This is a genomic window from Kaistella haifensis DSM 19056, assembly GCF_000735695.2.
GTDB lineage: Bacteria > Bacteroidota > Bacteroidia > Flavobacteriales > Weeksellaceae > Kaistella > Kaistella haifensis.
Genome location: NZ_JASZ02000012.1, coordinates 1 through 12069 on the forward strand (window position 1 = coordinate 1; position 12069 = coordinate 12069).

The following is a 12069-nucleotide window of genomic DNA, read 5'->3' on the forward strand; positions in this document are numbered from 1 at the left end:
TTATAAAGATGTTTCAGAAGCAAACAGCCCACCATAAAACGAATCGGATGGCTCGGATTGCCCACTTTAGAGTACAACGGCGAAAATTCGTTCTCGAAATAATTCCAATCTATTTTATCTGAAAGCAAAACGAGTTCGTGTTTATCATCAATAAAATCAACCAACATCGGGCGGAATAATTCTGGCAGTTTTTCTGGATTTTTTCCTAACATATTTGCAAGGTTTTAAAGCTCTAATATACAAATTCTTGCAATAAAAAACAAGCTATTTTAAACCCAAAATACTAATAATCAGTAAATTATAAGTGGTTTAAGGAGAGACTATTTATGGTGAGGTCTATCGAACTAACGCCACACGATGTTTTATTCAAAAATGAATCAGCAGAACTGCTTTTCGAAGGTTTTAAATAAACTCTTAATGTAATATCATTGGATACGGCATAGCAAGTAGGATCAACTCTGTTAAATGCTTTGGCATAAACGACATAATCGCCTGTTGTTGCACTCCAAAAGTAGCCAGCCATGTTCAAGTTTGGTTTTTTAGGATCGCCAACATCTACACCGGGAACAATTTCACTATTGTCAGATTTGTTATAGAACTTAATATCAAATTGATTGGTTGGATCTAATTTAGTTTTGATGGCATTAAAATCGAAACGGTTCGTATTATTATCTGTACCTGCGCAACGCTCTTGCATCGGAACGGTTGGCAAAACGGTGGCTGTTCCTCGTGTGAAACTCACGGTAGTAGTTACCGAACATCCGCCGGGAATTGTAGTTTTTACTACAACTTGTTTGCTTACGTCTACCGCACTACCATCGCCTGCACTGCTTCCATCGGTATAATTGTATTGATAAAAATAAAACGGATACGAAGGTTTCTGGAAATACGCTTTCAAGTCGAAAATAGTTGCAGAAGCACAAAGTGAAATGGTTTCTGCAGGAGGCATGCTCAGAAAACCAATTGATAACGCTCCGGTATGACAGGCATTGATACCGGAACCTTCGAAAACAGCAAATCCCAAATGCATATTGGTATTGGCAGGAAGTACAAAATTCTCTGGATCAGGAACTTCTACTCCGGTACCGCCTCCTATACTCGTATAGAATTTAATGATATAAGGTTCTCTACCCGAAGCAGGATCATATTTCGGGTAATAAATATTATATAAATTAATGGTTTTCGAAGCTAATCCTGTATTATCACAAACGGTATAGCTAGTGGTTTTCAATCCCGGGAAACGTTGTTTGTCATAGGTCAATCGGTTACTTTCATCACCGGAAGAACAAATTGGGGAACCATCCAGTTTGGTGACTTTCACATAATAATCTCCGGTTGTTTGTGTAGTACGATGAATTGGATAAACCCGATCAGTCCTTATAGGCGTTGGATCTCCTACTTTGTACCAAGTATATCTTAAGGCAGAATCATAAGTAGCATCAGAAACTTTCATTTCATAAGAACAATCCAGAGTAGCTTCAATCACCGGTGTATTCACCTTTTTAAAAGTTATTTGATCCCAAACCGCTGCACCAACCTGAGCTCCCGAAGGATCATGATAAGTTACTTCCACTTTCAGAACATCATTTGCATTGGGTAAAAAATCGTTTAAAGTATCGCTGGTTTGCCCAGTAATCTCTGTTCCATTTCTAGTCCATTTGAATTTCGGAGTTAGTTTTTGGCTGGGAGTGAAGAGCCAAGTTTGATTTGTATTACTCCATTGGCCATTGTTATAAGGTGAAGTTGTTTCTGAATCTACTGGCCATTTTGCTTGATCTCCTGTTTCGTTTTGTAAACCAATAATTGCATGACCTGTGTTATTGGATTTTGTAACTTTAATATAGATTTTGTGGTCTTCCAATATCAGCACCTGACTGGTAATGGTGGAACTATAACCTCCGGAAACTGTTCTTTCTAAAACTTTATCAAAATTGATTAGCAATCCGTTCTTTCCATTATAAATTACAGAACCGTAAGTTAGTTTGTTATAATAATTGGCATCCCAATATCCAATATCAGTATAGCCAAAGAAAATCTGCGCAAAATTTAATATTCTTGAAGGATCGGCGGAATCAATCTGGTTATACGCAACATTGGGAAGTTTAATATTGGTAGAACTACTATCATTTCCGCTATGTATTTTATCTACATATTGAGAGGTATGCAAATTATCAAAATCGGTTCCAGATCCAAAAAGCAGTCTCCCATTTGAGCCAACTACCAATTTAGAATATTGCTTACCATAGAAATCGAATGTAAAAGGAATGGAGATTGGGTTGCTAAAATGATTATTCCCTACTTTATTTGAAAAAGGAACATTAATACTTGCAGCAGGCAAATTAAAACCCGTAACTGGCGAAATGCTATAATCCCCCGTCGAAGTCGCCACTGCATCAACTTTCAGATTGAATTTTTCGCCAGTACAGAAATACTGCTGTGCAGGATATGCTGATGCTGCATTATCCGCAGGATTAATAATATTTACAGATTGGGTAAAACCTGAGACAAATGATAAAATAAACAGTAAAAAATAGATCTTCCGCATCAAATAAATGTTAGTCAAAATTACGACATTATTATGAACCAAAAATTTACCATTTTTATTATACTGAATCAAAAAAAATATAATTTTTAAAATTTTCCATTACATTTGTGTAAATTAAAATTTTTATGAACCAGCTTTTCAGAAGAAAACAATACAGTGATCAGGAAGCTCCTTCGGGCTTGCTGCGTGTTTTAGGGGTGTGGGATATTGTTTTTTTTGGCATCGCCGCCATCATAGGAGCCGGTAGTTTCAGCAGTTTGGGCGAAGCAGTTTTCCGTGGAGGACCGGGAGTCATTATTCTCTATATCATTTGTGGTTTTGCTTGTGGTTTCACCGCACTTTGCTATGCGGAATTTGCCAGTAGAATTCCGACTGCTGGTTCTGCTTATACCTATGCTTACGCAAGTTTTGGAGAACTCATTGCTTGGGTTATTGGCTGGGCACTTATTATGGAATATTCATTCGGGAATATTTATGTAGCCTTTTCTTGGAGCGATTATTTTACAAGTTTTATGGAAAGAATTGGCGTACATATTCCTGATTATCTTACTTGCAGCTACACTGAAGCCAAGAAAGCTTTCCTGGGAGGTTCGGAAAACAAAGAACTGATCAACGCTTGGAAAACCGCACCAATCATTGGAAATTTAAAAATAATTCTCGATGTTCCCGCTTTGGTCATCAATGGTTTAATCACTTGGCTTTGTTATGTTGGAGTGAAGGAATCAAAGAATTTCAACAATATTTTTGTTCTTTTAAAACTATTTATCATCCTTTTGGTTATCGCAGTAGGAATTGCGTATATCAATGCCGATAACTGGTTTCCGGTAAACACAGAAACGGGTGTTGCGTCATTTATGCCGAATGGTTTTGCAGGAGTGATGAGTGCCGTTTCGGGCGTGTTCTTTGCTTATATAGGGTTTGATGCACTCAGTGTTTTGTCAGAAGAAACCAAGAATCCTCAGAAGAATCTACCACGAGGGATGATTATTTCATTGGTTTTATGCACGGTTATCTATGTTGTTCTAACGTTGGTACTCACCGGAATGGTCGATTACCGAAAATTCGACGGCGTAGGCGATCCACTTGCTTTCATCTTCGAGAAATCGAATGCCAATGTTGCTTGGATGGAATTTGTGGTATCGTTGGCGGCCATTATTGCCATTACCACAGTTCTTTTGGTATTTCAAATGGGTCAACCGAGAATTTGGTATGCAATGAGTCGCGACGGATTAATGCCTAAAAAGTTCATGGAAATCCACCCAAAATACAAAACTCCTAGTTTTGCGACCATAATCACCGGAATTGTAGTGGGGGTTCCTATCCTATTTACGGACAAATCTTTCATCCTCGATTTCACAAGTATCGGAACCATTTTCGCGTTCGTGTTGGTATGTGGTGGAGTATTGATGTTGCCGGCAAAAGAGAAGCTAAAAGGCCGTTTCCACCTTCCATATATCAATGGAAAAATTATTTTCCCTGTTATTTTTATTGGTGGATTGGTATTTTTCTACTTTTGGCAGCCTGCATTTTTCAATCATATAACCGATTGGAATGACCCTGAAAAAGGCGAATTCCGTATTTCAATAGTCATCTTTATCATCATTAATTTGGTATTGTGCGTATTGGCTTTCCTTAAAAACCTTTCCCTAATTCCGCTGATTGGTTTAAGTTCTTGTTTGTATTTATTAACAGGAATGAGCCACAACAATTGGTTTTGGTTTCTGCTTTGGTTTGCCATCGGGATGATTATTTATTTCTCTTATGGCTACAACAATAGCAAACTCAACAATGAGTTAAATGGCGATTTAAACTAAAAGAAATGGCTGAAAGGATTAAAACATTTAAGGAATTTTACGCTCTTTATTTAAACGAACACCGCAAATTGGGAACAAGGATTTTTCATTTTGTCGGAACGCTACTTGTATTTGCTGTTTTGATTTATGTAATCCAATCAGGGAAAGAAAGATTTCTGTGGTACATTCCGATCTTTGGGTATGGATTTGCTTGGTTCAGCCATGCTGTTTTCGAAAAAAACAAACCCGCCACCTTCAAATATCCTTTATGGAGTTTAATTTCCGATTTCAAACTCTTTTTTGAACTATTAATAGGCAAACAGAAATTCAAAGTCTAGAACAAAAAAAACTCTCGATTTGTCAAGCAGATCGGGAGTTTTTAATTTTATAATTTTGTGATGAGTTCAAGATTTTTGGCTTCTATTTCACCTTCATCCAGCTTCGTTTCGCCTTTCCCTTTATCTAAATCGAGAACAACATTCGGATGATTCACCTCCATAAATGTTTTGAATTCCTCGATGTTCTTAAAGAGATTGAAAGATTCCTTTTCTGCATCATAAATCACACCTTTTGTTCTTCTAGCAGCTGCAGCAGCGATTAATCCGCCCCACATTGCCGCACTATTGCTGGTGAAATAATCTCTTACAAAAAGATAACCGCCCTTGTTTTCGGCTTTCAGGTAATAAATTCCTCCATCGTAACCTTGCCCTTTATCTTCTGAGTTGAATTTTCTAATCAAATTTACGACATGGATATACAATCCCGTTCCATCAGAAACCGCAAATACTTTTTTGAGTTTTTTACCTTTATCATCCAAATTATTGAAGCGATACGCAATTTGATCATCAGTCATCGCATTAGAAAGATTTGGAGTGGATGTTGGTGTTTTGGCTCTGAAATCTTCATACGTTTCATAAACACCTTTCGGATATTGATCCGGAGAGAAATTCTGAGAAAAACCTAAAGTAAAAGCTGCTAAAGACAAAAGTGTAATTAATTTTTTCATTGTAAATTTTTTTCTAAATATATAAATTTCTGAGAAAATAAATTATTTTTGGTAAAAAAGATTAATATAGCCCAAAGTGGCTAATAAAGAGTAGTTTACAAGAACCGAAGGTGCTATCGGTAACGATTTAGTAATGGTGCTTACTGCACTCGCTTTCATCTGATTACCTTGTAAATCATTATTGCAAATTTAATAAAAAAAGGGTTAAGTCGTAGTGTACTTAACCCTTTTTCTGCTTTTCCAATATACATCAAAAAGCGTAATTGGAAATAAATCTTTCCCAATATGGGGACACAATGTGATAATGGTTTACATATTATTTCCAAGTTTTGGTATATCAATTAAAATGTGGTTCCGAAACAAGTAGTGATAACTTTTAACAGACTAAGCTATGGAAATCGTGTTGAGTAAAATATTATCGCAAATTCAGCATCAGGAAGATAATCTTTCTTCTCAAATTATGCAAACTGCTGATGAGGCTTACCAAATGACCTTATTCCTGAAGGAAATGCTATTTACCATAAAGATGAAAGTCTTACAAACCGGATTTAAGGATGAACAGCAGGAAATCAATTTTTTCAAGAACATTAAACCGCAGATTTTAGGAAAACTAATTTATTACAATAAAGTATTCCGTATTGAAACCACCTGTCCTGTAAGTACCGGGAGAATACATCAAAGCTATTTTGAAAACCAACTGAAAATCCTGAAATCCGAATATAAGGAAAGCATATCCAATGAAGATTTTTACAGGTACTACCGTGCAGGCAGAACAGACCGTGACCACAGTTATTTCAGGCTCGGAAAAGTCAATTACCACGATGGTTTAAAGAGTGCCGTATTTGAAATTGACCTTAGCTTTTCAACCTACTACGATAACAAAGTTGCCCACATTATAGCCAATGAATTACTCTATACTTTTTTGCTTACCAAAATCAATCCTGAAAAAAATCCCGATACCATTTTAATGAACGGGGATGCAAGCAAAGACATTTCGTGGACTAATTCACAAAATGCACTGATAGAATTGATTTACGCCCTGTATGCTTCCAATTCTATTGCATACGGTAAAATAGGCATCAGAAAATTAGCTCTGATTTTTCAAATCTTATTCCGAACGCCCTTGAACGATATACACCATTCTTTCCACCGAATGAAAACAAGGGCAGGCTCCCGGACGGCGTTTTTAGACCAACTCAAAATTTCCCTCGAAGAGTATATGGATAAAGACCTTTAGCCGTAACAGCAAAAGTGTTTCAAAGCAGTACATTTTGTGTACTGCTTTTTTTGTCCATATCTGCCAATTGGCAAAAGTTGGCAAAAAGCTACAACAAAATAACTGAAACACGCTAAAACCCTTATTAAACAAGGATTTTCCTCATTGCAAAAAAAAATCAAAAAAGTGCCAAACCAATGGGTAAGCATTGGCAGACAAACACTGCCACACTTCTGAATTTTGCCCTGTGAACATTAAACAGCAGTGCAATGAATATTATAACAGTTGACGAAGAAGTGTGGAAGCACCTCAATGAGCGGTTGAAAGCCATTAGCGAATATATCCTCAAACTGGAAGATACAAGCTACGATAGTTTGTGGCTCAACAATCACGAAGTCTGCCAGTATCTCCACATCAGCGAAAAAACATTGTGGCGTATGCGCACCAATGGGCAGATAGCCTTTTCAAAAATGTACGGGCAGTATTACTATACGATTGGTGCTATCAAGGAAATGCTCAACGCTAACGCTGTGCAGACCACCGATGAATATGTAGAGCAGCTTATGGCGAAAGGCAAAAGCTATATCGAAAAAGGCAGAAAGCTGAAATCAGGTAATAATTAAAAGCGTACCCGTATGAATATCGACAAAATGGAATTTGTGGCGTGGATGGAACGCATAATGGATAGGCTGGACATTCTTGGCAATCACATAGACGATTTACAAAAGAAGCGCAACAGCATAGACGGCGAAGAATTACTGGACAATCAGGATTTATTGCAAATGCTGAAAATCAGTAACCGTTCCCTGCAACGGTATCGCTCCATAGGCAAGCTCCCTTATTATACCATTAGCGGAAAACTGTATTACAAACTGTCTGATGTGCATCAGTTCATCAGGGAAAGTTTTAACCCTCCCTTGCCCAAACTGGATGCCAATAAATGACAAACGCTGCCTTTGAATGCCACATAACGCAAATCAGTGAAGGCTTCCTTTACATTCGACCGTGAAATTTTAAAATTTTCAGACTATGAGCGAAGAAACAACAAATAAACAGGAAATGCCCGAACAGCTTTCGGACATCTTACTCGTACTGGATAAAGAGAAAATGAAAATCCAGGCGGTAAAGAGTATAGGCGAAAACGGGAAAATGGAAACCGTTGACCCTACCAAGAAGAACCAAAATCAGTTTATGCGTGTGGACAAAAGCGGCGATTTCTTTTCCAACTTCTTTTCCAATTTTTTCAGCCAGTTAAAGAACCCTACAAACTTTACTTTCTTCAAAGTGCCTGCCCCTGTTGCTGCTGAAAAAGCAGAGGAACTGCAAAAGCACGTAGATAAGCCCACTCCACAGGGCGAAAAAGTGCTGAAAGAACACGAAGTAAAAGCAGAACCCCAACCGGATAAAAAACAAGAAAATCAAAATAATATGGCAACAGCACAAACAACAACGGAAGCAAGCGAATACCGCTACAAGCCGGAGCAGATTGATTGGGACACAATGAAAAACCTCGGATTAAGCAAAGAGTATCTTGAAAAAAGAAACTTGCTCGACCCTTTGTTACGAGGTTATAAAACCAATGAACTTTTACCGATAGGTATTAACCTCGGTGGCTCTATCCTCCGCACAGATGCCCGCCTGTCTTTACAGCAAGGCGAAGACGGCAATGTTATCGTGGCAATACACGGTATCAAAAAAGAACCTAACCTGCACTTTGAGTTTTTCGGTCACAAGTTTACGGATGAAGACAAGAAAAACCTGCTTGAAACGGGCAATATGGGGCGTGTCGTTAATTTAGTAAATTCCAAAACAGGCGAACTGATGCCGTCCATTATCAGCATTGACAGGCTGACCAATGATGTGATTGCGCTACGTACGGAGTTTATCAAAATTCCCGATGAAATTAAGGGCGTAAAGCTGAATGACGAACAAAAGCAAACGCTGATGGAGGGCAAACCACTCTATTTAGAGGGTATGATTTCGACTAAGGGAACGGAGTTTTCAGCAACGGTACAATTCAATGCGGACAAACGATATGTTGAGTTCCTGTTCGACAGAAGCAATAACAATCAGCAAGCGCAAACTAACCAACAGAATACCCAACAAAGCAATCAGCAAAGCCAACCGCAGGAAGCTCCAAGAACTTTCAGGGGCAAAGAACTGGATGATGAGCAGTACAACAAGTTTAAAGCCGGACAAACCATATACGTTGAACTGAAAGATAAAAAAGACCAACCGTATAAGGGTTATATCACTTTCGATAAAGATACCGGAAAGACCAATTTTGAGTTTCCCGGTCAGTACAAAGCACGGGTAGAACCTGCCGAAACCCATAAAACGCAGACTGCCGTCAATTCGGAGGGTAAAACCAACGAAGCGACCAGGAACGTCCAAGAGCCTTTGAAGTCCGGGCAGCAAAGACCGAAAAACGAAAAGCAGCAGGAACAACAGGACAACAAGCCTGCAAAATCCAAAGGCAGAAAAATGTAGTACATTATGAAAACAATCATTGCAGAAAAACCAAGCGTAGCAAGGGAAATAGCCGGACTTGTGGGAGCATCCGATAAAAAGGACGGCTACCTGACAGGTAGCGGCTATTTTGTTACGTGGGCATTTGGTCATTTGATAGGACTGGGAATGCCCGAAGACTACGGGATTTCGGGATTTGACAAAGCATCCCTGCCAATATTGCCCAACCCCTTTTTATTGACCGTTCGCAAGGTCAAAAAGGACAAAGGGTACACCGCCGATACTGGCGCATTAAAGCAACTGAAAGTCATTGAGCAGCTTTTCAAGCTAAGCAACAGCATCATCGTTGCTACCGATGCAGGTCGTGAGGGCGAACTCATTTTCAGGTACATTTATGAATACCTGAAATGCAGCAAACCTTTTGAACGCCTTTGGATAAGTTCACTTACAGAAAAGGCAATAAAGCAGGGCTTTGACAACCTAAAAGACGGGGCAGCATTTGCCGGACTGTACCAGGCAGCACAAGGCAGAAGTCGTGCCGACTGGCTTGTGGGCATTAATGCTACGCAGGCATTGAGCATTGCCGCAGGTAACGGTATCTATTCGCTCGGAAGAGTGCAAACACCTACATTGGCTTTGATATGTAAACGCTACCTCGACAATAAGAATTTCACGGTTAAGAAATACTGGCAGATACAATTATCACACAATAAAGCACAGGTTGATTTCAAAAGTATTTCCGCAACCAAATGGGACGAAAAGCAGCTTGCCGATGATACCCTTAAAGCTATTCAGCGTGGCGCAACGCCTACCGTTAGCTCGGTAGAAACTAAAAGCGTTACAGAACAACCGCCCTTGCTTTTCGACCTGACAGGCTTACAAAAGGAAGCCAATAAAAGGCTGAAATTATCTGCTGAAGCAACGCTCAATATTGCACAAAGCCTGTACGAAAAGAAGTTTATCACTTACCCACGTACCGGAAGCAAATACATCCCTGAAGATATGTGGGCAGAAATTCCAACCCTTGTGCGTGCATTACAGAACCGTGAAGATTGCAAGCAAGCCCTTACCAAAATCAAATGGGGACGGTTCAACAAACGTATCGTGAATGACCTCCGTGTAACGGACCATCACGGTTTGTTGATTACGGACAAAGTGCCGTCCGTACTCAATGCAGACGAAAACAAGATTTATAATATGATTGCGCTCCGGTTACTTGAAGCCATATCACAAGCCTGTGTCAAAGAAATAACCGATGTATCATTACAGGTATTGCATTACGACTTTACGGCAAAAGGCTGTAAAATTCAGGAAGCGGGTTGGCGTTCCATTAAAGGGAGTTTTACAGACGATGGCGAAGACCCAGTGCAGGAACTACCTGAACTGCATAAAGGCGACGAACTTGCCATAAAGGAAGCCGCCGTTTTGGAAAAGCAGACCAAACCGCCAGTGCTTTACACCGAAGCCGGGCTTTTGTCGGCTATGGAAACCGCAGGGAAAGAAATCGAAAACGAGGAAGAACGAAAAGCCCTCAAAAATATCGGTATCGGTACGCCCGCAACAAGAGCCGCCATTATCGAAACCCTGTTTACCCGCAATTATATCGAACGTGATAAACGTTCCTTAATCCCTACGGAAAAAGGATTGCAGGTGTACGGGCTTGTCAAAGACCGGAAAATTGCGGATGTGGCAATGACCGCCGAATGGGAACTGGCATTGCAGAAAATCGAGAACAACGAAGCGGATGCCGGAACGTTCCAAAAGGAAATGGAAGCCTATGCCAAATCCATTACCGATGAATTGCTGCAAACTTCCATTGCAAGCACCAACCAACCCAAACTGACCTGCCCTAAATGCAAAAGTCAGCAGCTTATTATCCGTGACAAGATTGTGAAATGCCCTGATGAGGCTTGTAACTGGGTACAGTTCCGCACCGTCTGCGGTGTACAAATCAGTATCGAAAACATAACAAGCCTTGTCAATAAAGGCAAAACCTCTCTTATCAAAGGAATGACAAGCAAAGCCGGAAAGAAATTCGATGCGTACATCGTACTGAAAGAAAACGCCGAAAGTTCCTTTGAGTTTGAGAAAAATAAAAGCACAAAACGCAATGGAAAATAAACCGTCAATCGTACCCAAAGAAATCAGGAACCTGATTTATACCATCCGAGGCAAACAGGTAATGTTGGATAGTGACCTCGCTGCCTTATATCAAGTAGAAACAAAGAACCTGAACAAAGCCGTAAAAAGAAATATTGAGCGTTTTCCTGTATCATTCTGCTTTCAACTGACCGAAGAGGAAGTTGAAAACTTGAGGTTCCAAATTGGAACCTCAAGTTTAAATTACGGCGGCAGACGTTATTTGCCCTATGTTTTTACCGAACAAGGCGTTGCAATGGCATCTGCCATACTCCGTTCAGATATAGCCGTTAAAATGAGTGTGGAAATAATGGAAGCCTTTGTAGAAATGCGGCGTATGCTCATTAGCAACGCTTCTTTGTTTCATCGTTTGGATAATATCGAGTTAAAGCAACTGGAAGCCGACCAAAAATTTGAAGAGATTTTTAAGGCTTTGGAAAGCGACAAGCTCCACAGTGAAAAAGGCATTTTCTACGACGGACAGGTATTTGATGCCTACGCCTTTGTTTCCGATATTATCCGAAGTGCAAAAAACTCCATTATCCTATTGGATAATTATGTGGACGATACGGTGCTGACCTTATTGGGAAAACGCAATGACAATGTAACCGCCACTATCTATACCAAAAATATCGGCAATCAGTTACGGCTGGATATGCAACGGTACAACAGCCAATATCCTCCCATTGAAATAGAGATTTTTTCCGATGCTCACGACCGATTTTTGATTATTGACCATACGGAACTCTACCATATCGGAGCTTCCCTTAAAGACCTGGGCAAAAAATGGTTTGCCTTTTCGAGAATGGATATTGAGGTTGGCACGATGCTACAAATTTTACATAATCCATAGAATGAACCTCAGAATATTCAGAGGGCTTTGTAGCTGCTATTTGATTAG

At 39.7% G+C, this 12069-nt stretch carries 10 protein-coding genes and 1 pseudogene; 8 read left to right on the plus strand and 3 right to left on the minus strand.

Annotated features, from left to right (window positions below):
* Both AP75_RS07185 and AP75_RS07190 read right to left on the minus strand, forming a co-directional pair.
* Window positions 1-212, minus strand: a pseudogene (locus tag AP75_RS07185) (IS5/IS1182 family transposase); the annotation flags it as partial.
* 86 nt (window positions 213-298) lie between these two features.
* The gene (locus AP75_RS07190; protein ID WP_143755833.1) at window positions 299-2545 is read right to left on the minus strand and encodes a hypothetical protein; all 2247 of its coding nucleotides are present in this window, start codon (window positions 2543-2545) and stop codon (window positions 299-301) included.
* Window positions 2546-2670: 125 nt separating this feature from the next.
* Here AP75_RS07190 and AP75_RS07195 point away from each other — a divergent pair, with 125 nt between their 5' ends.
* The gene (locus AP75_RS07195; RefSeq protein WP_088264037.1) at window positions 2671-4359 is read left to right on the plus strand and encodes an APC family permease; all 1689 of its coding nucleotides are present in this window, start codon (window positions 2671-2673) and stop codon (window positions 4357-4359) included.
* A 5-nt stretch (window positions 4360-4364) separates the two neighbouring features.
* Window positions 4365-4676, plus strand: coding sequence for a DUF962 domain-containing protein (locus AP75_RS07200; protein WP_031504370.1), 312 nt, complete (start codon window positions 4365-4367; stop codon window positions 4674-4676).
* 47 nt (window positions 4677-4723) lie between these two features.
* Here AP75_RS07200 and AP75_RS07205 read toward each other — a convergent pair whose 3' ends face one another.
* Window positions 4724-5344 carry a hypothetical protein gene (locus tag AP75_RS07205; RefSeq protein WP_088264038.1) on the minus strand — a complete coding sequence of 207 codons (621 nt, stop codon included), beginning with the start codon at window positions 5342-5344 and terminating at the stop codon, window positions 4724-4726.
* Between the two features lie 391 nt (window positions 5345-5735).
* Here AP75_RS07205 and AP75_RS07210 point away from each other — a divergent pair, with 391 nt between their 5' ends.
* The 6 genes from AP75_RS07210 to AP75_RS07235 all read left to right on the plus strand — a co-directional run bounded on the left by AP75_RS07210 (window position 5736) and on the right by AP75_RS07235 (window position 12021).
* Entirely contained in the window at window positions 5736-6581 is an 846-nt protein-coding gene (locus AP75_RS07210) for an RteC domain-containing protein (protein ID WP_048499058.1), read from the plus strand.
* A gap of 248 nt (window positions 6582-6829) precedes the next feature.
* Window positions 6830-7183 carry a helix-turn-helix domain-containing protein gene (locus tag AP75_RS07215; protein ID WP_024566644.1) on the plus strand — a complete coding sequence of 118 codons (354 nt, stop codon included), beginning with the start codon at window positions 6830-6832 and terminating at the stop codon, window positions 7181-7183.
* Between the two features lie 12 nt (window positions 7184-7195).
* The gene (locus AP75_RS07220; protein WP_002978404.1) at window positions 7196-7504 is read left to right on the plus strand and encodes a helix-turn-helix domain-containing protein; all 309 of its coding nucleotides are present in this window, start codon (window positions 7196-7198) and stop codon (window positions 7502-7504) included.
* Window positions 7505-7589: 85 nt separating this feature from the next.
* Entirely contained in the window at window positions 7590-9050 is a 1461-nt protein-coding gene (locus AP75_RS07225) for a DUF3945 domain-containing protein (RefSeq protein WP_088264040.1), read from the plus strand.
* 6 nt (window positions 9051-9056) lie between these two features.
* Entirely contained in the window at window positions 9057-11150 is a 2094-nt protein-coding gene (locus tag AP75_RS07230; protein ID WP_031504379.1) for a type IA DNA topoisomerase, read from the plus strand.
* On the plus strand, window positions 11140-12021 hold the full coding sequence (locus tag AP75_RS07235) for an ORF6N domain-containing protein (protein ID WP_031504381.1): 882 nt from the start codon (window positions 11140-11142) through the stop codon (window positions 12019-12021). Before AP75_RS07230 ends, AP75_RS07235 begins: the two co-directional genes overlap by 11 nt.
* The last annotated feature ends 48 nt before the right edge of the window (window positions 12022-12069 follow it).

What these genes read in the sequence shown, in the direction of transcription:
- AP75_RS07190 (WP_143755833.1), bottom strand. Translation starts at nt 2,545, where the DNA reads ATGCGGAAGATCTATTTTTTACTGTTTATTTTATCATTTGTCTCAGGT.
- AP75_RS07195 (WP_088264037.1), top strand. Translation starts at nt 2,671, where the DNA reads ATGAACCAGCTTTTCAGAAGAAAACAATACAGTGATCAGGAAGCTCCT.
- AP75_RS07200 (WP_031504370.1), top strand. Translation starts at nt 4,365, where the DNA reads ATGGCTGAAAGGATTAAAACATTTAAGGAATTTTACGCTCTTTATTTA.
- AP75_RS07205 (WP_088264038.1), bottom strand. Translation starts at nt 5,344, where the DNA reads ATGAAAAAATTAATTACACTTTTGTCTTTAGCAGCTTTTACTTTAGGT.
- AP75_RS07210 (WP_048499058.1), top strand. Translation starts at nt 5,736, where the DNA reads ATGGAAATCGTGTTGAGTAAAATATTATCGCAAATTCAGCATCAGGAA.
- AP75_RS07215 (WP_024566644.1), top strand. Translation starts at nt 6,830, where the DNA reads ATGAATATTATAACAGTTGACGAAGAAGTGTGGAAGCACCTCAATGAG.
- AP75_RS07220 (WP_002978404.1), top strand. Translation starts at nt 7,196, where the DNA reads ATGAATATCGACAAAATGGAATTTGTGGCGTGGATGGAACGCATAATG.
- AP75_RS07225 (WP_088264040.1), top strand. Translation starts at nt 7,590, where the DNA reads ATGAGCGAAGAAACAACAAATAAACAGGAAATGCCCGAACAGCTTTCG.
- AP75_RS07230 (WP_031504379.1), top strand. Translation starts at nt 9,057, where the DNA reads ATGAAAACAATCATTGCAGAAAAACCAAGCGTAGCAAGGGAAATAGCC.
- AP75_RS07235 (WP_031504381.1), top strand. Translation starts at nt 11,140, where the DNA reads ATGGAAAATAAACCGTCAATCGTACCCAAAGAAATCAGGAACCTGATT.